At 73.2% G+C, this 22,808-nt stretch carries 19 protein-coding genes; 9 read left to right on the top strand and 10 right to left on the bottom strand.

Translation table 11 applies throughout. The features are described from left to right. Nucleotides 1–65: 65 nt before the first annotated feature. The 3 genes from BLU55_RS18535 to BLU55_RS18525 are packed head-to-tail and all read right to left on the bottom strand — an operon-like array spanning nt 66 to nt 3,416. Nucleotides 66–1,040, bottom strand: a complete 975-nt coding sequence (locus tag BLU55_RS18535) for a uroporphyrinogen decarboxylase/cobalamine-independent methonine synthase family protein (RefSeq protein WP_091732854.1) — start codon at nt 1,038–1,040, stop codon at nt 66–68. Nucleotides 1,041–1,050: 10 nt separating this feature from the next. Continuing rightward, a complete protein-coding gene (mnmA, locus tag BLU55_RS18530) occupies nt 1,051–2,169 on the bottom strand; it encodes a tRNA 2-thiouridine(34) synthase MnmA (protein WP_231916956.1) in 1,119 nt (372 codons plus the stop codon). Next, on the bottom strand, nt 2,166–3,416 hold the full coding sequence (locus BLU55_RS18525) for a cysteine desulfurase family protein (protein ID WP_091732852.1): 1,251 nt from the start codon (nt 3,414–3,416) through the stop codon (nt 2,166–2,168). The genes mnmA and BLU55_RS18525 overlap by 4 nt, the downstream gene beginning before the upstream one ends. A gap of 103 nt (nt 3,417–3,519) precedes the next feature. Between BLU55_RS18525 and BLU55_RS18520 the strand changes: the two genes are divergently transcribed. Beyond that, nucleotides 3,520–3,888 carry a GntR family transcriptional regulator gene (locus BLU55_RS18520; RefSeq protein ID WP_091732849.1) on the top strand — a complete coding sequence of 123 codons (369 nt, stop codon included), beginning with the start codon at nt 3,520–3,522 and terminating at the stop codon, nt 3,886–3,888. Between the two features lie 27 nt (nt 3,889–3,915). Here the strand turns inward: BLU55_RS18520 and BLU55_RS18515 are convergent, their stop codons facing one another. The 4 genes from BLU55_RS18515 to BLU55_RS18500 all read right to left on the bottom strand — a co-directional run bounded on the left by BLU55_RS18515 (nt 3,916) and on the right by BLU55_RS18500 (nt 7,047). Further along, entirely contained in the window at nt 3,916–4,878 is a 963-nt protein-coding gene (locus BLU55_RS18515) for an electron transfer flavoprotein subunit alpha/FixB family protein (protein ID WP_091732846.1), read from the bottom strand. A gap of 26 nt (nt 4,879–4,904) precedes the next feature. After that, entirely contained in the window at nt 4,905–5,699 is a 795-nt protein-coding gene (locus tag BLU55_RS18510) for an electron transfer flavoprotein subunit beta/FixA family protein (RefSeq protein WP_231916955.1), read from the bottom strand. A gap of 146 nt (nt 5,700–5,845) precedes the next feature. Next, nucleotides 5,846–6,217, bottom strand: coding sequence for a hypothetical protein (locus tag BLU55_RS18505; protein WP_091732839.1), 372 nt, complete (start codon nt 6,215–6,217; stop codon nt 5,846–5,848). A gap of 50 nt (nt 6,218–6,267) precedes the next feature. Next, complete coding sequence (locus BLU55_RS18500) at nt 6,268–7,047, bottom strand: enoyl-CoA hydratase/isomerase family protein (RefSeq protein WP_091732837.1); 780 nt, start codon at nt 7,045–7,047, stop codon at nt 6,268–6,270. 140 nt (nt 7,048–7,187) lie between these two features. Here BLU55_RS18500 and glgX point away from each other — a divergent pair, with 140 nt between their 5' ends. Together glgX and map are read left to right on the top strand one after the other, a co-directional pair. Then, a complete protein-coding gene (glgX, locus tag BLU55_RS18495) occupies nt 7,188–9,431 on the top strand; it encodes a glycogen debranching protein GlgX (protein WP_091732834.1) in 2,244 nt (747 codons plus the stop codon). 9 nt (nt 9,432–9,440) lie between these two features. Beyond that, nucleotides 9,441–10,208 (top strand): type I methionyl aminopeptidase, encoded by a 768-nt coding sequence (gene map, locus BLU55_RS18490; RefSeq protein ID WP_091732831.1) that lies wholly within the window; start codon nt 9,441–9,443, stop codon nt 10,206–10,208. 44 nt (nt 10,209–10,252) lie between these two features. Here the strand turns inward: map and glgP are convergent, their stop codons facing one another. Beyond that, nucleotides 10,253–12,850, bottom strand: coding sequence for an alpha-glucan family phosphorylase (gene glgP / locus BLU55_RS18485; protein ID WP_091732829.1), 2,598 nt, complete (start codon nt 12,848–12,850; stop codon nt 10,253–10,255). 109 nt (nt 12,851–12,959) lie between these two features. On the opposite strand from glgP, the gene BLU55_RS18480 reads away from it, so the two are divergent. From BLU55_RS18480 to BLU55_RS18455, 6 genes are read left to right on the top strand one after another with little or no spacing between them, the layout of a single operon-like run. Continuing rightward, a complete protein-coding gene (locus BLU55_RS18480) occupies nt 12,960–14,957 on the top strand; it encodes an alpha-1,4-glucan--maltose-1-phosphate maltosyltransferase (protein WP_091732825.1) in 1,998 nt (665 codons plus the stop codon). Continuing rightward, the gene (treS, locus tag BLU55_RS18475; RefSeq protein WP_231916954.1) at nt 14,954–16,672 is read left to right on the top strand and encodes a maltose alpha-D-glucosyltransferase; all 1,719 of its coding nucleotides are present in this window, start codon (nt 14,954–14,956) and stop codon (nt 16,670–16,672) included. Before BLU55_RS18480 ends, treS begins: the two co-directional genes overlap by 4 nt. Then, nucleotides 16,669–18,054 carry a maltokinase N-terminal cap-like domain-containing protein gene (locus tag BLU55_RS18470; protein ID WP_091732822.1) on the top strand — a complete coding sequence of 462 codons (1,386 nt, stop codon included), beginning with the start codon at nt 16,669–16,671 and terminating at the stop codon, nt 18,052–18,054. The genes treS and BLU55_RS18470 overlap by 4 nt, the downstream gene beginning before the upstream one ends. Continuing rightward, a complete protein-coding gene (gene glgB / locus BLU55_RS18465; protein WP_091732817.1) occupies nt 18,051–19,928 on the top strand; it encodes a 1,4-alpha-glucan branching protein GlgB in 1,878 nt (625 codons plus the stop codon). Before BLU55_RS18470 ends, glgB begins: the two co-directional genes overlap by 4 nt. Continuing rightward, nucleotides 19,925–21,034 (top strand): SLC13 family permease, encoded by a 1,110-nt coding sequence (locus tag BLU55_RS18460; protein ID WP_157682943.1) that lies wholly within the window; start codon nt 19,925–19,927, stop codon nt 21,032–21,034. Before glgB ends, BLU55_RS18460 begins: the two co-directional genes overlap by 4 nt. 34 nt (nt 21,035–21,068) lie before the next feature. Continuing rightward, complete coding sequence (locus BLU55_RS18455) at nt 21,069–21,887, top strand: NUDIX domain-containing protein (RefSeq protein WP_231916953.1); 819 nt, start codon at nt 21,069–21,071, stop codon at nt 21,885–21,887. Between the two features lie 15 nt (nt 21,888–21,902). Here the strand turns inward: BLU55_RS18455 and BLU55_RS18450 are convergent, their stop codons facing one another. Continuing rightward, nucleotides 21,903–22,283, bottom strand: a complete 381-nt coding sequence (locus BLU55_RS18450; RefSeq protein ID WP_091732812.1) for a hypothetical protein — start codon at nt 22,281–22,283, stop codon at nt 21,903–21,905. Between the two features lie 7 nt (nt 22,284–22,290). Continuing rightward, nucleotides 22,291–22,803, bottom strand: a complete 513-nt coding sequence (locus tag BLU55_RS18445; protein ID WP_091732809.1) for a universal stress protein — start codon at nt 22,801–22,803, stop codon at nt 22,291–22,293. Between the last annotated feature and the right edge of the window lie 5 nt (nt 22,804–22,808).

The raw sequence follows: 22,808 nt of genomic DNA, 5'->3' as shown, positions 1-22,808 counted from the left end.
GTGCTCCTCTCGTCGGTGCTGACCCGGTACCCAGGCACCGCCGCGGGACACCCGCCGTTCGGGCCTCAGCCGAGCTCGCGAGCGGCCTCGCGCAGGGTCCGCATCACGCCGCGGGCGTACGCCGGCGTGGCACCCGCCAGCCCGCACGTCGGCGTCAGCACCAGCTGGTCGGCCACCTCGGGCGCCTCGAAGCCGAGCATGTCGAGCAGCCGCTGCGTGCGCTCGACCACCGACCGCGTCGTCGGGACGGTGGTGCCGGTCGAGGCCACCACGCCCAGCAGCAGGGTGGCGCCGTCGTCCAGGACGCCGGCCAGGTCGTCGTACGCCGCGACGGGCAGGGCGGTGACGTCGAGCGAGACCGCCCCGGCGCCGGCGCTGCGCAGCAACCCGACCGGGACGGCCGGGTCGCAGCAGTGCACCGCGACGAGTCGCTCGCCGGCGGCCGCCACCACCCAGCCGAGCGCCTCGGAGGCCTCGGGCGGGTGCACGGTGCGGTGCCTGCCGAAGCCGGAGGCGGTGGGCACGCGGCCGCCGAGCACCGCGGGCAGCGCCGGCTCGTCGACCTGCAGCACCACCGTGGCGGCGGGCACGCGGCGCGCGACGTCGGCGAGGTGGCGCCCCACGCCCTCGGCCAGGGCCTGCGCCAGCTCGCGGCGGGCGCCGTGGTCGCTGAGCACCTTGTCGCCGCGTGGCTTCTCGACGGTGGCGGCCAGCGTCCAGGGACCGGCGACCTGGACCTTGAGGGTGCCGTCGAAGCCCTGCGACTGCTCCTCGAGCACGTCGAGGTCCTGGGCGAGCAGCGAGCGGGCGCGTCGGTGGTCGACCCCGGGGGCGTCGGTCAGGCGCCACCCGGCCGGCTGCAGGTCCAGGCCCAGCTCGCCGACGACGGCGACCGCACGGCCCACCATCCCGGCGGTGGCGCCCCGGTCGGGCAGCTCGGGCAGGTGGGGCAGGTCGGGGAGGTCCTCGAGGACGACGCGCACCGCCCCCAGGAAGTCCTCGCCGGGGAGCGACCCGATGCCGGTGGCCCGGACCCCCATCAGCGCCCCGTCATCGCGACGCCGCGGCGGCCGCGACCCGGTGGGTGGAGTCGATGGTCGCCGAGCCGACGACACGGGTGCCGTCGTAGACCACGACCGCCTGGCCGGGGGCGATGCCGGTGGCGTGGTCGAGCAGGACGACCTCGACGGCGTCGTCCTCGACCCGGACCCGGGCGCGGTGCTCCTCGCCGTGGGCCCGCAGCTGCACGGTGCACTCGAGCTCGCCCTGCGGTGCGGCGCCGCACCAGCGCGGGTCGGTGCCGGTGAGACCGTCGACGGCGAGCGCCTCGCGCGGGCCGACGGTGACGGTGCCGGAGACGGGCTCGATGTCGAGCACGTAGCGGGGCCGGCCGTCGGCGGCCGGCGTCCCGATCCGCAGCCCCTTGCGCTGGCCGACGGTGTAGCGCCACGAGCCCTCGTGGGTGCCGAGGACCTCGCCGTCGTCGTCGACGAGGAGGCCGGAGCGGTTCACCTCGACGCCGCGGTCGGCCAGCTTCTCCGAGAGCCAGCCCCCGGTGTCGCCGTCGCTGATGAAGCAGATGTCGTGGCTGTCGGGCTTGTCGGCGACCCGCAGGCCGCGCCGGGCGGCCTCCTCGCGCACCAGCGGCTTGGGGGCGTCGCCCAGCGGGAACATCGCGTGCGCGACCTGGTCCTGGGTCAGCACCCCGAGGACGTAGCTCTGGTCCTTGGCGAGGTCGGCGCTGCGGTGCAGCTCGACCGTGCCGTCCGCGCCGGGTCGCAGCTGGGCGTAGTGGCCGGTGGCCACCGCGTCGAAGCCGAGCGCCAGGGCCCGGTCGAGGACCGCGGCGAACTTGATCCGCTCGTTGCAGCGCAGGCACGGGTTGGGGGTGCGGCCCTCGGCGTACTCCTCCAGGAAGTCCTCGACGACGTCCTCGTGGAAGCGCTCGCTCAGGTCCCAGACGTAGAACGGGATCCCGATCACGTCGGCGGCCCGGCGGGCGTCGAGGGAGTCCTCGACGGTGCAGCAGCCCCGGGCGCCGGTGCGGTAGCTCTGCGGGTTGCGCGAGAGCGCGAGGTGGATGCCGGTGACGTCGTGGCCCTGCTCGGCGGCCCGCGCGGCGGCCACGGCGGAGTCCACCCCGCCGGACATCGCGGCCAGCACCTTCACGGCGTCGCGCCGCTCCGGTCGCTGCGACCCGCCCGGCCGGCGCGTCCCGGACGGCCGGGGCGTCCGGCGCGCGTGGACAGCGCCGCGCCGCGGGCGCGCTCGACGACGGGCCCGATGGCCTCGACCACGGCGGCCACGTCGGCCTCGGTCGAGGTGTGGCCCAGGGAGAAGCGCAGCGAGGAGCGCGCGAACTCCTCGTCGTGGCCGGTGGCGAGCAGCACGTGGCTGGCCTGCGGGACGCCGGCGTCGCAGGCCGAGCCGGTCGAGCACTCGACGCCGCGCGCGTCGAGCAGCATCAGCAGGGAGTCGCCCTCGCAGCCCGGGAAGGCCAGGTGGACGTTGCCGGGCAGCCGGTGGTCGGGCCCGGTGGCGGGGTCGCCGTTGTGGACGGCGTCGGGCACGACGCGGCGGACCCCCGCGACGAGCTCCTGGCGCAGCGCGTCGAGCCGGGTGGCGAGCTCGGGCTGGCGGGCCACGGCCAGCTCGCAGGCCACGGCGAAGCCGGCGATGGCGGGCGGGTCGATGGTGCCGGAGCGGACGTCGCGCTCCTGGCCGCCGCCGTGCAGCAGCGGCGTCAGCTGCAGCTCGCGGCGCAGGAGCAGGGCGCCGACGCCGTAGGGCCCGCCGACCTTGTGGCCGGTGATGGTGAGGGCGTCGACCCCGCTCGCGGCGAAGTCGACCGGGAGCTGGCCCAGCGCCTGCACGGCGTCGGTGTGGACGGGGATGCCGTGGGCGTGGGCGATCTCGACGACCTCGGCGAGCGGCTGGACCGTGCCGACCTCGTTGTTGGCCCACATCACGGTGACCAGGGCGACGCTCTCGGGGTCGGACTCGACGGCGTGCCGGAAGGCCTCCACGTCGAGGCGCCCGAGCCGGTCGACCGCGACGTGCTCGACCTTGGCGCCCTCGGAGGCCAGCCACTGCAGCGGGTCGAGCACGGCGTGGTGCTCGATCGGCGTCGAGAGGATCCGCACCCGGCGGGGGTCCTGCCCGCGCCGCGACCAGTAGAGGCCCTTGACGGCGAGGTTGTCGGACTCGGTGCCGCCGGAGGTGAGGACGACCTCGCCGGGGCGGCAGCCCAGCGCCCGCGCGATCCGCTCGCGCGACTCCTCCACGACGCGCCGGGCCGCGCGCCCGGAGGCGTGCAGCGAGGACGCGTTGCCCACGGCGGTCAGCTGCGCGGTCATCGCCGCGGCGGCCTCCGGGAGGATCGGCGTCGTCGCCGCGTGGTCGAGGTATACGGTCATCGCCGGCCAAGCCTACGCGCCGCCGCGCGAGGTCCGGACCGCCGTCCGCACCACCGCACCCGCCCGAAGCACGCGACCGAAGCACCCGACCGGGGAGGCCGACATGACCAGGCCGGAGAGCTCGCTGGGCATCCGCGTCGACGAGGGCGCCACGGCGCCGCCGTACGAGCAGGTCCGCGAGCAGCTGCGCGAGCGCGTCGGCAGCGGCGAGCTGGCCCCGGGGACCCGGCTGCCACCGGTGCGCCGGCTGGCCGAGGACCTGGGCCTGGCGCCCGGCACGGTCGCGCGGGCGTACCGCGAGCTCGAGGCGCTGGGCGTCATCGAGACCCGCGGCCGGGCCGGGAGCGTGGTCACCGGTGGCGGGGTGGAGCAGGCGGCTCGCGAGGCGGCCGCGGCGTACGCCGAGCGCACGAGGGCCCTGGGCCTGTCCCCCGCCGAGGCACTGGCGCTGGTGCACCGCGTCCTCGGCTGAGACAGGGCCCAGGGCCCCGGCAGGGTCTCAGCCCTTGCGCTTGGTGATCTCCTCCGTGGCGGCCGGCAGCACGGTGTGCAGGTCGCCGACCACGCCGAAGTCGACGAGCTCGAAGATCGGCGCCTCGTCGTCCTTGTTGACCGCGACGATCGTCTTGGAGGTCTGCATGCCGGCGCGGTGCTGGATCGCGCCGGAGATGCCGTTGGCGACGTAGAGCTGCGGGCTCACGACCTTGCCGGTCTGGCCGACCTGGAAGGCGTGGGGCTTCCAGCCGGAGTCGACCGCGGCGCGCGAGGCGCCCACAGCGGCACCCAGCGAGTCGGCGAAGCCCTCGACCTCGTCGAAGTTGCCGCCGGTGCCACGACCGCCGGAGACCACGATGGCGGCCTCGGTCAGCTCGGGGCGGCCCGAGGCCTTGCGGGCCTGGGAGGCGACGATCTTGGCCTTCTTGGCCGAGTCGGAGATGGCGGCGGCGAACTGCTCGACGGCGCCGGCGCCCGCGGACTCCTCGGGGGCGGCCGAGTTGGGCTTCACCGTGATGATCGGCGTGCCCGTGGTGACCTTGGCCTGCACGGTGTAGTTGCCCGCGAAGACCGACTGCGTGGTCACCGGACCACCGTCGCCGGCCTGCACGTCGACCGCGTCGGTGATCAGGCCCGACTTGATCTTGACCGCGAGGCGGGCGCCGATCTCCTTGCCCTCCGCGGAGGACGGGATCAGCACGGCGGCGGCACCGGTCTTCTCGACCAGCTGCTGCAGCACCTCGGCCTTGGGGGCCACGAGGTAGCCCTTGATCTCGGCGTCGTCGACGACGTAGACCTTCTCGGCGCCGAACTTCCTGACCGCCTCGGCGACCCCGTCGGCCGCACCGGCGTCGCCGATGAAGACCGCGGAGGGCTCACCGAGGCGTCGCGCGATGGTGAGCAGCTCGAGCGTGGGCTTGCGGACGTGGGCGTCGACGTGGTCGACGAGCACCAGAACTTCAGACATGTCGGTCTCTCCTGCCGTCTCGGGGCTCAGATGAACTTCTTGGAGGCGAGGAAGTCGACCAGCGCCCTGGCGCCGGTGCCGTCCTCGTCGGCGACGATCTCGCCGGCGGTGCGCGGCGGGCGCTCCTCGGTGCTCTCGACGAGCGTCCAGGAGGCCTCGATGCCGACCTCGCTGGCGTCGACGCCGATGTCGGAGAGCGACCAGCTCTCCAGCGGCTTCTTCTTCGCGGCCATGATCCCCTTGAACGAGGGGTAGCGCGCCTCGCCGGACTGGTCGGTGACCGACAGCACGAGCGGGGTGGTGGCGCCGATGACCTCGGTGGAGGTGTCGCCGTCGCGCTTGATGCGGACCTGGTCGCCCTGGCGCTCGATGACCGAGCCGAGCGTGACCTGCGGGAGGTCGAGGTGCTCGGCGATCATCGCGGGCACCACCGAGCCGGAGGCGTCGGTCGAGGCCATGCCGCACATGACGAGGTCGACCGTGGCCTCGGCGCCGAGCTTCTCCACGGCCTTGGCGAGCACGAGCGAGGTCGAGACGTAGTCGGAGCCGGCGATGGCGTCGTCGACGACGTGCACGCCCTTGTCGGCGCCCATCTGCAGGGCCTTCTTGATGGCGTCGGCGGCCTCGGGCGGGCCGACGGTCAGCGCGGTGATGGTGACCTCCTCGCCACCGTCACCTGCCGCGGCCTTCTCCTTGAGCTGCAGCGCCTGCTCGACGGCGTACTCGTCGAGCTCGGAGAGCAGACCGGGGACGCCCGTGCGGTCGACCGTGTGGTCGGACTCGAAGTGGCGGTCGGCGGTCGCGTCGGGGACGTACTTCACACAGACGACAATGTTCATGTTCGTATCGGCCCCGGAGGGCCCCTCCTCGGATGGACGTTAGGGCGATGTTACTGCCGGGTTCGGGGGCGTAACAGGGCTCGGGGGTGTGCGCAGTCACACACGCGACGGATGCGTCGCGCGGAGGCTCAGCGCTTGCCCCTGGGCCCCACGACGCCCGCGATCACCCGGCCCAGGACCAGGTAGACGATCGCGGCGATGCCCCAGTTGAGCAGGGCGTTCTTGGCGACGGCGTTCTTGCCGGAGAAGCTGAAGATGCCGTCGTCGCGGCTGAACGGACCCGAGACCGCGTCGGCGATGTCGGTGATCAGCTTCACGATGGAGTTCTGCTCGTTGACGCTGTCGCGCAGCACCACGAGCAGGGCGCCGATGGCGAGGATCGCGGCCAGGACGCCGAACACGATCCGGACGACGCGGGCCACCTGGCCGCGGATGGCGTCCTGGTCGACCCGGGGGCTGCGCTTGCTGGCGGACTCGTCGGTGCTGGTCTTGGGGGCCACGGGATCTCCTGCGGTGCGGGCGGATGGGGAGGTCAGGGTCGCGAGACGCGTCAGCGTCCCACGAACCGGGCCTTGCCCGGCCCGTTCTCAACGAACGACCCCATGCCGATGGCACGGTCCTCGGTGGCGAAGAGCGCGGCGAACTGCTGGCGCTCGATCTCCAGGCCGGTCTCGAGGTCGACCTCGAGACCCCGGTCGATGGCCTCCTTGGCCGCGCGGACGGCGTACGACGCGGCGTGGCTGAACTGCGACGCCCACGCCACCGCCTCGCGGTAGACCTCGTCCCGCGGGAAGAGCCGGTCGACCAGGCCGATGGCCAGCGCCTCGTCGGCCTTGACGAAGCGGCCGGTGAAGATGAGGTCCTTGGCCCGGCTGGGGCCCACCAGGCGGCTCAGGCGCTGGGTGCCGCCGGCGCCCGGGATGATGCCGAGCAGCACCTCGGGCTGGCCCAGCGTGGCGTCGTCGGCGGCGAACCGGACGTCGGCGCACAGCGCCAGCTCGCAGCCGCCGCCCAGGGCGTAGCCCGTGATCGCGGCGACCACCGGCTTGGGGATGCGGGCCACCGCGGACAGCGCCGAGATCAGGTCGCCGGAGCGCTTGACCATGTCGGTGTGCGACATGTCGGCCATCTCCTTGACGTCCGCGCCCGCGGCGAACAGCCGCTCCCCGCCGTAGAGCACCACGGCCCTGACGTCGTCGCGGTCGGTGGCCTCGCGGGCCGCGGCCCGGATCTCCTCCTGCACCTGCACGTCGAGGGCGTTCATCTTGGGGCGGTCCAGCCGCAGCGTGGCGACCCCGTCCTCGACCTCGAGCCGCACGAACTCCGACATCCTCGCTCCTCTGCTGTGGGGGTGGGACCTGTGGCGCCCGCCACGTCGGGCGGGGTACCCGCGGACTGTAGCCCGGCTCCCGGACGGCCCTCCTGGGCCATCGCGGCCCACCGGACCGCCGGAGCGGACATAATCGGCCGGTGACTCCAGGACAGTGGTCGGCGACCGGCGAGAGCGTGGCCGTGTGGCCCGGTCACAACTGGCCGCTGGGGGCCACCTGGAGCGAGGAGTCGACCAACTTCGCGGTGCACGCGCCGGAGGCGACCGCCGTGTGGCTGTGCCTGTTCGACGACGCTCACGAGGGGACCGCGGCCGCGACGGCGTCCGACCCGCCCGGTGACGGGCCCGGCGACGTCGAGACCCGGCACCGGCTCACCGAGGCGAGCCTGGGCATCTGGCACGGCGCCCTGCCCGGGATCCGCCCGGGCCAGCGCTACGGCTTCCGCGCCGAGGGCCCGTGGGCGCCCGAGCAGGGCCTGCGGTTCAACCCGGCCAAGCTGCTGCTCGACCCCTACGCCCGCGCCGTCAGCGGGGGCTACACCACCCACCCGGCCGTCTTCGGCCACGAGGTGCGCGACGACCTGCGGCCCGTGCCGGGCCCGCACCGGCCCGACGGCCGCGACTCCGCGGCGTACGTCGGGAAGAGCGTGGTGGTCCGCGACGACGACTTCGACTGGTCCGGCGACCGCCCGATCCGGGCCCGGTGGCGCGACACCGCGATCTACGAGCTGCACGTCAAGGGCTTCACCGCGCTGCACGACCGGATCCCCGAAGAGCTGCGCGGCACGTACGCCGGGCTCGGCCACCACGTCGTGACGGACTACCTCGGCGACCTCGGCGTCACCGCGGTGGAGCTGCTGCCCGTCCACCAGTTCGCCCACGAGCCGCACCTGCACCCGCTCGGGCTGACCAACTACTGGGGCTACAACTCGATCGGCTTCTTCGCCCCGCACGCGGCGTACTCCGCCTCGGGCGACCGCGGCCAGCAGGTCGCGGAGTTCAAGCAGATGGTGAAGAACTTCCACTCGCGCGGCATCGAGGTGATCCTCGACGTGGTCTACAACCACACCGCCGAGGCCGGCGCCGACGGGCCGACGCTGTGCTTCCGGGGGCTCGACGACCTCGGCGCCTACCGCCGGGTCTCGCCGCGGCCCGAGGACAACCGCGAGCCCGACACCTACTGGGACGTCACCGGCTGCGGCAACACGGTCAACACCGACAACCCCGCGATGCTGCGGCTGGTCCTGGACTCGCTGCGCTACTGGGTGACCGAGATGCACGTCGACGGGTTCCGCTTCGACCTGATGTCGGCGCTGACCCGCACGGGACACCAGGTCGACACCTCGTGCGCGCTGCTCACCTGCATCGCGCAGGACCCCGTGCTGCGCCACGTGAAGCTGATCGCCGAGCCGTGGGACGTCTCGATGGACGGCTACCGCGTCGGGGAGTTCCCGCCGCCCTTCACCGAGTGGAACGACCAGTACCGCGACACGATGCGCGACTTCTGGCGCTCGAGCACCGACGGCGTGCGCAGCGTGGCGACCCGGCTGGCCGGCTCCTCCGACCTCTACCTCGACGACGGCCGGTCGCCGTACGCCTCGATCAACTTCGTCACCGCGCACGACGGCTTCACGCTGCGCGACCTGGTCTCCTACGACCGCAAGCACAACGAGGCCAACGGCGAGCTCAACCGCGACGGCAGCGACGACAACCGGTCGTGGAACTGCGGGGTCGAGGGCGAGACCGACGACCCCGACGTGGTCGCGCTGCGGCACCGCCAGGCGGCCAACATCATGGCCACGCTGTGCCTGTCGGCCGGCGTCCCGATGATCACCGCCGGCGACGAGCGCGGGCGCACGCAGGGGGGCAGCAACAACCCCTACTGCCAGGACAACGAGACCTCGTGGGTCGACTGGCGGGCCGACGACGCGTGGCTCGACCTGTTCGACGTCACCCGCACGGCACTGCGGCTGCGGCGCGAGCACCCGGCGCTGCGCCAGCGGCACTGGTTCGAGGGCCGGCCCACGATCCGCGGCGGGCCCAAGGACCTGGCCTGGATCCACCCGCAGGGCCGCGAGATGACGGCCGACGACTGGCTGGACCCGCTGCTGCACTCCTTCGGGATGTTCGTCTCCGGCGACCCGCTGCGCTCCCCCGGCCCGCGCGGCGAGCAGCAGCGCGACACCAGCTTCATGATCTGGCTCAACGCCTCGCCGCAGGACTGCGAGGTGGTGCTCCCGGTGCAGGACTGGGTGAAGTCGGGGTGCGTCGTGATCTCGACCGACCCGCAGCACCCCGTCGGCACCCGGGTCGCCGCCGGGGAGACGATGCTGGTCGCCGCCCGCTCCCTGGTGCTGCTCCAGCAGGACGACCCCCGCCCGTAGGCTCGCCGGGTGATCGAGCTGCGCACCCCCACCGAGATCGAGCAGATGCGCCCCGCCGGGCGCTTCGTCGCCGACGTCCTGACCCGGCTGGTCGAGCGGGTCGACGTCGGGGTCAACCTGCTGGAGCTGGACGCCCTGGCCCACCAGATGATCCGCGAGCGGGGCGCCGAGTCGTGCTACGTCGACTACCACCCCTCCTTCGGGGCGATGCCGTTCGGCAAGGTGCTGTGCACCTCGGTCAACGACGCCGTGCTCCACGGCCTGCCGCACGACTACACGCTGGTCGACGGCGACCTGGTGAGCCTCGACTTCGCGGCGTCGGTCGACGGCTGGGTGGCCGACTCGGCGGTCAGCGTCGTGGTCGGCACGCCCGCCCCCGCCGACCTGGCGCTCATCGACACCACCCAGCGGGCGCTGGCGGCGGCCATCGAGCAGGCACGCCCCGGCCGTCGGATCGGCGACATCTCCGCCGCCATCGCCGAGGTCGCCCGCGCCGAGGGCCTCTCGATCAACACCCAGTTCGGCGGCCACGGGGTCGGCCGGACCATGCACGGCGACCCGCACATCCCCAACGACGGGCGGGCGGGCCGCGGCTTCAAGCTCCGCCCGGGCTTGGTGATCGCCATCGAGCCGTGGTTCCTCGCCACCACCGACCGGCTGCACACCGACGCCGACGGCTGGACGCTGCGCAGCGGCGACGGCTCGCGCGGCGCCCACTCCGAGCACACCGTGGCCATCACCGACGGCGACCCGCTGGTGCTGACCGCGCGGGGCTGAGACCAGCAGGGCCCTCCGGGCCCCGCCGGTCCCGCCGGGCCCCGCTAGGCGAGGGCGACCAGCCCGAGCTCGGCCGGCGAGGCCAGGTCGGCGTGGTGCGGCAGCACCCGGACGGTGTAGCCGAACGAGCCCGCCCGCGAGAGCGGCACGTGGCCGTCGAAGCGGTGCCGACCGCCCTCGTAGGACTCCCCCAGCACCAGCGGCGTCGTGGTGGCGTCGGTGAGCGAGTCGTCGGCACCCACGCGGCCGTGGACCACCTGGACCTGCACGTCGGCGGGGTCGAGCCCCCCGAGGGACACGAACGCGTGGACCTCGAGCGAGGCACCGATCTCCGGCACGTCGGGCAGGCCGCCGCTCTCGACGTGGTCGACGCGGACCTCGCCCCAGCCGTGGCGCACCCGCGACTTCCACCCGGCGAGCTCGCGGGCACCGTCGAAGGAGTCGTTGAGGGCGCGGGAGGCCACGGCCGACGGCGAGTAGAGCTTCTCGACGTACTCCTGCAGCATCCGCGTCGAGAGCACCTTGGGGCCGAGCGACTTCAGGGTGTGGCGAACCATCTCGATCCAGCGCAGGGGCACCCCGTCGGCGTCGACGTCGTAGAAGCGCGGGGCGACGTCCTTCTCGAGCAGGTCGTAGAGCGCGCCGGCCTCGAGGTCGTCACGCCGGCCGTTGTCCAGCTCGGCGCCCGCACCGCTGCCGTCGTCGGCCGAGGGGATCGCCCAGCCGTTGCTGCCGTCGTACCACTCGTCCCACCAGCCGTCGAGGATCGACAGGTTGAGGCCGCCGTTGAGGGCGGCCTTCATGCCGGAGGTGCCGCAGGCCTCGTAGGGACGCAGCGGGTTGTTGAGCCACACGTCGCAGCCGGGGTAGAGCGGCTGCGCCATCGCGATGTCGTAGTTGGGCAGGAACGCGATCCGGTGGCGCACCTCCGGGTCGTCGGCGAAGCGCACGATCTGCTGGATCAGCTGCTTGCCGCCGTCGTCGGCGGGGTGGCTCTTGCCGGCGATGACCAGCTGGACCGGGCGCTCGGGGTCGAGCAGCAGCCGCTTGAGGCGGGCGGGGTCGCGCAGCATCAGCGTGAGCCGCTTGTACGACGGCACCCGGCGCGCGAACCCGATGGTCAGGACGTCGGGGTCGAGCGCACCGTCGATCCAGCCCAGCTCGGCCGGCGCGGCACCCCGCTCCAGCCACGAGGCGCGGAGCCGGCGGCGGGCGTCGTCGATGAGCTGGTCGCGCAGCACGCGCTTGGTGGCCCACAGGTCCTTGCCGGAGACCTTGTCGACCGCGGCCCAGACGTCGTCGCCGTGCTGGTCGGCGAGCTCGAAGACCTCGCGCCCGACCCAGGTGGGGGCGTGGACGCCGTTGGTGATCGAGGTGATCGGCACCTCGGCCTCGTCGAAGGCGGGCCACAGGCCGTTGAACATGCCGCGGCTGACCTCGCCGTGCAGCTGCGAGACGCCGTTGGCGCGCTGCGCGAGCCGGAAGCCCATGACCGCCATGTTGAACACGCCGGGGTCGCCGCCCTGGTAGTCCTCGGCCCCCAGGGCCAGGATCCGGTCGACGGGCACGCCGGGGGCGGCGCCCTGGCCGCCGAAGTACTGCTCCACCAGCTGCCGCGGGAAGCGGTCGATGCCGGCCGGCACCGGGGTGTGGGTGGTGAACACGCTGCCCGCGCGGGTGACCTCGAGCGCGGTGTCGAGGTCGAGCCCCGGCCCGCCCTCGGCCACGGTGAGCTCGCGGATCCGCTCGACGCCGAGGAAGCCGGCGTGGCCCTCGTTGCAGTGGAAGACCTCGGGCGCGGGGTGGTCGGTGAGGCGGCAGTAGGCGCGGACCGCGCGGACGCCCCCGATGCCGAGCAGCAGCTCCTGCTGCAGCCGGTGCTCGGTGGTGCCGCCGTAGAGGCGGTCGGTGACCTCGCGCAGGTGCTGGGGGTTCTCCTCGGTGTCGGTGTCGAGCAGCAGCAGCGGCACCCGGCCGACGTGGGCGATCCAGACGCGGGCCACCATCGGGTGGTCGCCGGGGACCGCGATCTCGACCGTCGCCTGGGCGCCGTCGGCCTCGCGCAGCGGCACGATGGGCAGGCCGTCGGGGTCCAGGACGGGGTAGCTCTCCTGCTGCCATCCCTCGCGCGAGAGCGACTGGCGGAAGTAGCCCATCTGGTAGAGCAGGCCGACGCCGATCAGCGGGATGCCGAGGTCGCTGGCGGTCTTGAGGTGGTCGCCGGCCAGGATGCCGAGCCCGCCGGAGTACTGCGGGAGCACCGAGGTGATGCCGTACTCCGAGCTGAAGTAGGCGATGGCGCGGGGCAGGTCCTGGTCGCCGCCCTGGCGGCCGCGGCCCTTGACCTGCTTCTGGAACCAGCGGTCGGAGCCGAGGTAGTCCTCGAGGTCGGCGTGCGCGAGCTGCAGCCGCTTGACGAAGCGCTTGTCGCGGGCGAGCTCGTCGAGGCGGGCCGGGGACACCGCCCCCAGCGTCTTGACCGGGTCGTGGCCGCTGGCGCGCCAGACCTCGGGGTCCAGCGCCGCGAAGACGTCCTGCGTCTCGGGGCTCCACGACCAGCGCAGGTTGAGCGCGAGGTCGCTGAGCTGGCTCAGCTTCTCGGGCAGGACGGGACGCACGGTGAATCGACGGATGGCTCGCACGGGGAGCACCGTAACCGAATGCTTGGATCGATCCAACGATTCTCGCGAATCCCGTCCGCGCGACCGGGAATGGTTTGCGCGCGGCCCTCCGCTCCGCGAGGGTGGAGCCATGGTCGGACGAATCCCCGTGATGGACGTGACCCCCGTGGTCAACCTCGGACGCAACCCCGCCAAGGGCACCGTCGGCGAGTGGTTCGACGTCACCGCCCTGGTCTTCCGCGAGGGCCACGACCAGCTGGGCGCCGAGGTGGTGCTCACCGACCCCGAGGGCACCCGCCGCCCGCCGGTGCGCATGGTCGAGGTGCCCGACCAGGTCTCCCGGATGCGGGCGCCGGTGCGCCCCGACACCGAGGGCCCGTGGACCTTCGAGGTGCAGGCCTGGGGCGACCCGCTCGGCACCTGGCTGCACGACGGCCCCCTCAAGATCACCGCCGGCGTCGACGTCGAGGTGATGTTCGCCGAGCTGGTGCTGCTGCTGGACCGGGTCGCCGCCGAGCCGGGCGTCGACCGGGCCGAGGCCCGCGTCCTCGCGGACACCAGGACGGCGGTCCGGGACGAGTCCCGGCCGGTGCCCGCGCGGCTCGCCGCGGCGGAGTCGCCCGAGCTCGCCGAGGTCTTCGCCGCCCACCCGCTGCGCGAGCTGCTCAGCGTCGAGGGGCCCTACCCGTTCTTCGCCGACCGCGAGCGCGCGCTCTACTCCAGCTGGTACGAGTTCTTCCCGCGCTCCGAGGGCGCCCACGTCGACGAGGCCACCGGGAAGCTCGTCAGCGGCACCTTCCGCACCGCGACCAAGCGGCTGCGCTCGATCGCGGACATGGGCTTCCACGTGCTCTACCTGCCTCCGATCCACCCGATCGGCGAGGTCAACCGCAAGGGCGCCAACAACACCCTCACGCCCACGCCGGACGACGTCGGTTCCCCCTGGGCGATCGGCAGCAAGGACGGCGGCCACGACGCCGTCCACCCCGACCTCGGCACGCTGGAGGACTTCGACGCCTTCCTCGCCGAGGCCCGCAGCGTGGGCCTGGAGGTCGCGCTCGACTACGCGCTCCAGGCCGCTCCCGACCACCCGTGGGCGAAGGAGCACCCCGAGTGGTTCACCGTCCGCGTCGACGGCACCATCGCGTACGCCGAGAACCCGCCGAAGAAGTACCAGGACATCTACCCGATCAACTTCGACCGCGACCCCGAGGGCATCTACGCCGAGTGCGAGCGGGTGCTGCGGTTCTGGATGGACCGGGGCGTGCGGATCTTCCGCGTCGACAACCCCCACACCAAGCCGGTCGCCTTCTGGGAGTGGCTGCTCGGGCGGGTCCGGGCCACCGACCCCGACGTGCTGTTCCTCTCCGAGGCCTTCACCAAGCCGCCGATGATGCAGGCGCTGGCCACCGTGGGCTACCACCAGAGCTACACCTACTTCACCTGGCGCAACGCCCGGTTGGAGATCGCGGAGTACCTCCAGGAGGTCTCCCACGAGACCTCGGCGGTGCTGCGCCCCAACTTCTTCGTCAACACCCCCGACATCCTCCCGGCCTTCCTCCAGCACGGCGGCCCGCCGGCGTTCCGGATCCGCGCGGCGCTGGCGGCCACCAGCTCGCCCAGCTGGGGGGTGTACGCCGGGTACGAGCTCTACGAGCACGTCGCGCTGCGCCCCGGCACCGAGGACTACCTCGACTCGGAGAAGTTCCAGCTCAAGGTGCGCGACTGGGACGGCGCCGCCGAGCGCGGCGAGACCCTGGCGCCTTACCTCACCCGGCTCAACGAGGTCCGCGCCGCCCACCCGGCGCTGCAGCAGCTGCGCAACCTGACCGTGCACAGCTCCGACGACGACTCGGTGCTGGTGTTCTCCAAGTCGACCCCCACCGACGACGGCGGCACCGACACGGTCGTGGTGGTCCTCAACGTCGACCCGTGGTCCCCGCACACCACCACCGTCCACCTCGACATGCCGGAGCTCGGCCTGGAGTGGCACGACACCGTGGTGGTCCACGACGAGATCACCGGCCAGGACTGGACCTGGGGCGCGCACAACTACGTCCACCTCGACCCCCACGTCGAGCCCGCCCACGTCCTGGCGCTGCGCTACCCGCCCCAGGCGGAGGGGTGACCTCGGCCGACCCGCAGGTGGTCGGCGAGGAGCCCGACTGGTTCAAGACGGCCGTCTTCTACGAGGTGCTGGTCCGCTCCTTCAAGGACTCCGACGGGGACGGCGTCGGTGACTTCCGCGGCCTCACCGAGAAGCTCGACTACCTCGCGTGGCTCGGCGTCGACTGCCTGTGGGTGCCGCCGTTCTTCACCTCGCCGCTGCGCGACGGCGGGTACGACGTCGCCGACTACACCGGCCTGCAGCCCGAGGTCGGCACGGTCGAGGACTTCCAGCACTTCCTCGACGAGGCCCACCAGCGCGGCATCCGCGTGATCATCGACTTCGTCATGAACCACACCAGCGACCAGCACCCGTGGTTCCAGGCCAGCCGCAGCGACCCCGAGGGCCCCTACGGCGACTTCTACGTCTGGTCCGACGACGACGACCTGTACGCCGACGCACGCATCATCTTCGTCGACACCGAGCCCTCCAACTGGACCTGGGACCCGGTGCGCGAGCAGTACTTCTGGCACCGGTTCTTCCACCACCAGCCCGACCTCAACTTCGACCACCCGGCCGTGCTCGAGGCGATGCTCGAGGCGATGGCGTTCTGGCTCGACATGGGCCTCGACGGCTTCCGGCTCGACGCCGTGCCGTACCTGTTCGAGCGGCCCGGCACCAACGGCGAGAACCTGCCCGAGACCCACGCCGCGCTCAAGGCGGTGCGCCGCTTCGTGGACGAGCACTACCCGGGCCGGGTGCTGCTGTGCGAGGCCAACCAGTGGCCCACCGACGTCGTGGAGTACTTCGGTGACGCGTCCGTCGGCGGCGACGAGTGCCACATGGCCTTCCACTTCCCGGTGATGCCGCGCATCTTCATGGCCGTGCGCCGGGAGAACCGGTTCCCGATCTCGGAGATCCTCGAGGAGACGCCGGCCATCCCCGCCGGCTGCCAGTGGGGCATCTTCCTGCGCAACCACGACGAGCTGACGCTGGAGATGGTCACCGACGAGGACCGCGACTACATGTGGTCGGAGTACGCCGGCGACCCCCGGATGAAGGCCAACATCGGCATCCGCCGGCGCCTGGCCCCGCTGCTGGACAACGACGTCAACCGGATGGAGCTGTTCACCGCCCTGCTGCTCTCCCTCCCGGGCTCGCCGGTGCTCTACTACGGCGACGAGATCGGGATGGGCGACAACATCTGGCTGGGCGACCGCGACGGCGTCCGGACCCCGATGCAGTGGACCCCCGACCGCAACGCCGGATTCTCCTCGGCCAACCCCGGGCGGTTGCACCTGCCGACGGTCCAGGACCCGGTTTTCGGGTACCAACGCGTCAATGTCGAGACCGAGCTGGACGACCAGTCCTCCCTGCTGCACTGGACGCGGCGCATGATCGCGGCCCGCAAGCAGCACCCCTGCTTCGGCCTCGGCGGGTTCAGCGACCTCGGCGGCTCCAACCCCTCGGTGCTGTCGTACGTGCGCGAGCACCACGACCCGGCGACGGGCCTGACCGACACGGTGCTGTGCGTCAACAACCTCTCCCGGTTCCCCCAGCCGGTCGAGCTCGACCTGCGAAGGTGGGAGGGCCTGACCCCCGTCGAGATGCTCGGCGGGGTGCGCTTCCCCCGGGTGGGCGAGCTGCCCTACCTGCTCACCCTCGGCGGCTACGGCTTCTACTGGATGCGGCTGCCCGCCGTGGGGTCCGACGACACGACAGGAGTCCCGCGATGAGCCACCCGCAGATGACGGCCTACCTGGCGCAGGCGCGCTGGTTCGCCGGCAAGGGCCGCGACCACGAGGTCACCGACGTGGTCCGGGTCGCGACCCTGCCCGGCCCCCCGCTGGTCACCATCGACCTGCTGACCGTCACCTACCCCGACGGCACCACCGAGCGCTACCAGATGCCGCTGGTCCACCACCTCGAGGAGCAGCACCGCATCGGCCACGCGCTCGTCGGCACCGGGACCGACCCCCAGGCCCCCGAGCTGGGCCGGCGCTGGACCTACGACGCCGTGCACGACCGCGAGGCGATGGCGGTCTACCTGGCCACCTTCTGCTCCACCCCCGCCAGCGGCGAGCAGGCGTACGGCGGCACCACCTTCCACCGGATCGGCGAGCACGAGCTGGCCACCGACGTGCACTCGACGCTGTTCAGCGGCGAGCAGAGCAACTCCTCGGTCGCCTTCGGCGACGACAGCCTGCTCAAGGTCTTCCGCAAGGTGACCAGCGGCCGCAACCCCGACATCGAGATCCACCGGGTCCTCACCGAGGCCGCCAACCCCAACGTGGCCGCGCTCTACGGCTGGGTCCAGGCGGGCGAGGACGACCTGGCGATGCTGCAGCAGTTCCTGCGCACCGCGGTCGACGGCTGGGACCTGGCGCTGTCGAGCGTGCGCAACCTGTTCAGCGAGGCCGACCTGCACGCCGAGGAGGTCGGCGGCGACTTCGCCGGCGACGCCGAGCGCCTCGGCGCCGCGGTGGCCGACGTCCACCTCGTGCTGCAGGAGCACTTCGGGGTCGAGACCGTCGACGGCTCCGGCCTGGCCGACGCCATGCGGGTGCGCCTGGAGGCGCAGCTGGCCGGCGTCCCCGAGCTCGCGCCGCACGCCGAGGCGCTGCGCCGCGTCTTCGCCGACCTCGGGGACCTCGGGCGCCAGGAGGTGCAGCGGGTCCACGGCGACCTCCACCTCGGCCAGACCCTGCGCACCGCCCGTGGCTGGAAGCTGGTCGACTTCGAGGGCGAGCCCGCCAAGCCGCTGGAGGAGCGCCGCCTGCCCGACTCGCCCTGGCGCGACGTCGCCGGCATGCTGCGGTCCTTCGACTACGCCGCCCAGTCGGTCGTCAAGGACCTGCACCAGCTCGGGGACCCCGGGCCGCAGATCGTCTACCGTGCCCAGGAGTGGCGCCAGCGCAACCGCGAGGCCTTCCTGCACGGGTACGTCGAGCGCCGCGTCGCCGGTGGCGGCACCCCTCTCGGGGAGGTCGAGCAGGCGCTCGTCGACGCCTACGAGGCCGACAAGGCCGTCTACGAGGTGGGCTACGAAGCCCGCAACCGACCCGGCTGGGTCGACATCCCGCTCGCCGCCATCTCACGCATCGGAGCCCCCTCATGACCGACACCACCATCGGCGAGATCGACGTCCACCTGATCAACGAGGGCCGCCACGAGCGGCTCTGGGAGGCGCTCGGCGCCCACGTCGTCGACGGCGGCACCACCTTCCGCGTCTGGGCGCCCCGCGCCCACGAGGTGCAGGTGCGTGGCGGCTTCAACGACTGGGACGGCAGCCGCAGCCCGATGGCCGCGGTCGGCACCTCCGGCATCTGGGAGTGCTTCGTGCCCGGCGTCGGCTCCGGCGCGGCCTACAAGTTCCACGTCCGCGGCGCCGACGGCCAGTGGCGCGACAAGGCCGACCCGATGGCGTTCCACACCGAGGTCCCCCCGCTGACCGCCTCGGTCGTCTTCGACTCCACCCACACCTGGACCGACGACGAGTGGATGACCGCCCGCGCGGAGTCCACGCGCCACGACCAGCAGCCGATGTCGGTCTACGAGGTCCACCTGGGCTCCTGGCGCCAGCACCCCGGCGGCGGGCAGTACACCTACGACGAGCTGGCCGAGCACCTCGTGCCCTACGTGCAGGAGATGGGCTTCACCCACGTGGAGTTCCTGCCCGTCATGGAGCACCCCTTCGGCGGCTCGTGGGGCTACCAGGTCACCTCCTACTACGCCCCCACCGCGCGCTTCGGCGACCCCGACGGCTTCCGCCGCCTGGTGCAGGCGCTGCACCTCGCCGGCATCGGCGTCATCGTCGACTGGGTGCCCGCGCACTTCCCCAAGGACGAGTTCGCGCTGGCCCGGTTCGACGGCTCGCCGCTCTACGAGGACCCCAACCCCAGCCGTGGCGAGCACCCCGACTGGGGCACCTACGTCTTCGACTTCGGCCGCCGCGAGATCCGCAACTTCCTGGTCGCCAACGCGCTCTACTGGCTCCAGGAGTTCCACGTCGACGGCATCCGCGTCGACGCCGTGGCCTCGATGCTCTACCTCGACTACTCCCGCGAGGCCGGCCAGTGGGAGCCCAACGTGCACGGCGGGCGGGAGAACCTCGAGGCCGTGCAGTTCCTCCAGGAGCTCAACGCCACCGTCTACAAGAACGTGCCGGGTGCCGTGACCATCGCCGAGGAGTCCACCTCCTGGCCGGGCGTCACCAAGCCCACCGACGCCGGGGGCCTGGGCTTCGGGCTGAAGTGGAACATGGGCTGGATGCACGACTCGCTGGCCTACATCGCCCGCGACCCGATCCACCGCGGCTTCCACCACCACGAGGTCACCTTCTCGATGGTCTACGCCTACTCCGAGAACTTCGTGCTGCCGATCAGCCACGACGAGGTCGTGCACGGCAAGGGCTCGCTGCTGCGCAAGATGCCCGGCGACCGCTGGCAGAAGTTCGCGAACCTGCGGGCCTACCTGTCGTGGCAGTGGGCCCACCCGGGCAAGCAGCTGCTCTTCATGGGCACCGAGTTCGGCCAGGACCAGGAGTGGGCCGAGCAGCGCGAGCTCGACTGGTGGCTGCTCCAGGACCAGGACCACGAGGGCGTGCGACGCCTCGTGGCCGACCTCAACGGCATCTACCTCGACAGCCCCGCGCTGTGGTCGCAGGACTCCGACCCCGCCGGCTTCCAGTGGCTGGAGGCCGACGACGCCGGCGGCAACACCGTGGCCTTCGTGCGCTGGGGCGACGACGGCAGCGCCCTGGTCTCGGTCACCAACTTCTCGGGCGGTCCCCGCGAGAACTACCGGCTCGGGCTGCCCTTCGCCGGTGAGTGGAGCGAGGTCCTCAACAGCGACGCCGAGGTCTACGGCGGCTCCGGCGTCGGCAACCTCGGCACGGTCACGGCCCACGCGGAGCCCCACCAGGGCCAGCCCGCCTCGGCGAGCCTGCGGGTGCCCCCGCTGGGCACCGTCTGGCTGCACGCCCGCCGGTGAGCGGGGGGCTCGACGCGGTCGTCTCCTCCCTGGCCGGGGTCGCCGACCGCGTCTGGCCGGTACTGCTGTTCCTGGTGCTGATCCAGGTCGTGGCCGACCTGTGCGACGACGCAGGCCTGTTCGACGTGGGCGCGCACCTGGCGGCACGCTTCGGCCGGGGCAGCCGGTTGCTGCTGTTCGTGCTGTTCTGCTCCCTGGCGACCGCGTGCACCTGGGTGCTGAGCATCGACACCACGGCCGTGCTGCTGGCCCCCATCGGGCTGGCCCTGGCCTCCGAGCTGGGGCTGAGCCCGCTGCCCTTCGCCTTCGCCTCGATCTGGCTGGCCAACACCGCCTCGCTGCTGCTCCCGGTCTCCAACCTGACCAACCTGCTCGCCCAGGAGCGGCTGCGGCTGGACCCGGTCGCCTTCGTGCAGGCCACCTGGGTGCCGCAGCTGGCCGTGCTCGCCGCCGTGCTGCTGGTGCTGCTGGTGCGCCACCGAGCGGCGCTGCGCGGGCGCTACGACGTGCCCCGGGAGCTGCCCGAGGTCGACCGGGTGCTGGTGCGCCTCGCGGCGGTGGTGGTGCTGCTCATCGGCCCGGCCGTCGTGCTCGGCGTCCCCGCCTGGCTGACCTCGCTGGTCGCGGTGGTGGCCCTGGTCGCCGGCTTCGCCGTGCGCCGCCCGGCCGCGGTCGCGCCGCGGCGGCTGCTCTCCCTGGTGCCGTGGTCGGTGCTGGTGTTCGCCGTGGTGCTCTTCGTGGTGGTCGACCTGCTCGTCACCGAGGCCCGGCCGCTGCTGACCGCGACCTTCGGGTCGGGGGGCTCGCTGGCCGACCTGGGACAGCTGGCGGGGGTGACGGTCGTGCTGGCCAACGTGGTCAACAACCTTCCGGCGTACCTCGTCGTGGAGCCGTTCGCCGGCACCACCGAGCGCCTGGTGACCGCGCTCGTGGCCGTCAACGTCGGGCCGCTGCTGCTGGCCTGGGGGTCGCTGGCCAACCTGCTGTGGCTGCGCAGCTGCCGCCGCCGGGGCCTGGAGGTCTCGGCCCTCGGGTTCGGGCTGGAGGGCCTGCTCGTGGTGCCGCTGGCCGTCGCGGCGGGGGTGCTGGCCGTCCGGTTCGGCTAGCCGGGGCGTCGGGGCGCCTCACTAGGCTGGGCCCGTGCCCGCCCACCTGACCTCCGTCGCCCCCGGCGTCGTGCGCGTCTCCTGGACGCCCGACCTGCAGGAGCAGGGGGTCCGCGCCTCCGCCGCGGAGGTCCGGCGCGTGGTGGAGTCGGCCTTCAAGGGCGGGTCGACCCGGGTCGAGACCCACGTCGACCCCGACGACGAGCAGGCGCAGCGGGTGGCCACCTTCGCCGGGCTGATGCGCGAGGGCGTGGCCCGGGGCGTGGCCGGAGCGGTCTCCGGGGGCGTGGCGGGCGGGACCGACGCCGGCGATCGCGGCCGCGGCACGGACCGGGTCGTCTACGCCCGGCTCGTCGACGACACCCCGCTGGAGGACCCCGCGGGGTTCCGGACGCTGCTCAACTCGTTCCTGCCGCGCAAGCGCGCGATCAGCCAGCTGCTGGTGCGCGACCCCGACGGCCGCGTGCTGCTGTGCCGGCTGACCTACAAGCGCGACCACGACCTGCCCGGCGGGGTGGTCGAGGTCGGCGAGTCGCCCCAGGTCGCCGTGGCCCGCGAGGTGGAGGAGGAGCTGGCCCTCGACCTCGCCCCGGGCCGGCTGCTGCTGACCGACTGGCTGCCGCCGTGGGGCGGCTGGGACGACGCGCTGTGCCTGGTCTTCGACGGCGGCGTCCACGACCCCTCCCTGCTCGACGCCGTGGTGCGCCAGGAGCGCGAGATCCGCTCGGTGGCCTTCCACACCCCCGCGGAGGTGCGCGAGCTGTGCGCCGACTTCACGGCGCGGCGCATCGAGGCCGCGCTGGCGGCGCTGGACGAACCGGGCGGGGCGGCGTACACCGAGAGCGGGCGCTGAGCCCCGCTCGCCGGCTCACCAGACGTCGGGGTCGTCGTCCTCGACGCGCTGGCGCGGTCCGACCCGCAGGGCGTCCCAGCCGTGGCGTAGCAGCTTCTCGACCAGCCGGGCGTTGACCCACGCGGTCGCGGTCCACACCGCGACCCACACCAGGGCGACCGGCCACGAGAGCTGGTCGGTCGCGTGGCCCAGGACGAAGCCGACGGCCAGGGTGGCGTAGAAGCCGACCCACATCGCGACCAGGCTCAGCGGCAGCGCCAGCACGACGAGCAGCACCCACGCGACCGGGGTGTCGAGCAGCAGCGAGACACCGGCGGCGACCGCGACCGCCGCGACGTACGTCTGGCCGACCGGCGTCAGCCGGACCGGGCCCGCCGGGGCGTGTGCGGTGCTCACGGGGAGGTCAGCCGCGGCCGAGCAGCTGGGTGTCGAGGTCGTCCGGGTCGTCGGCGCCGGGGACCGGCACCACGACCACGGGGCAGTGGGCGTGGCGCATCACCTGGTCGGCGGTGGAGCCCATCCGCAGGCCCAGGAAGCCGCCCGCGCCCCGGGTGCCGACGACCAGCATCTCGGCGTGCTCCGAGGCCTCGACCAAGCGGCGCCCCGCGGGGCCGTGGAGGACGTGGAGCTGCAGGTCGGTGCCCTCGGGCAGCTCGAGCGAGTCCACGTCGGCGCGGAGCCGGTCGAGCACCGCCTGCTCGAAGTCGGTCAGCGGCGGGACGTAGCCCCCCGTGGCCGTGGCCGGCCGCGGCGCCGAGGAGATGGCCCAGCTGCGGACGACGTGGAGCGGGGCCCCCAGCCGGCCGGCGAGCCCCGCTGCCCAGCGGACGGCCTGGCGCGAGGCGGGCGACCCGTCGTCGCCGACCAGGATCCCGCCGTGGATGTCGATCGACGTGACGACCTCGACCGTGCTCATGGGCG

Origin of the sequence: Nocardioides scoriae, assembly GCF_900104965.1 — a bacterium.
GTDB lineage: Bacteria > Actinomycetota > Actinomycetes > Propionibacteriales > Nocardioidaceae > Marmoricola > Marmoricola scoriae.
The sequence above is the reverse complement of the archived record's forward strand: the minus strand, read 5'-3'. Positions and strand labels throughout refer to the sequence as shown.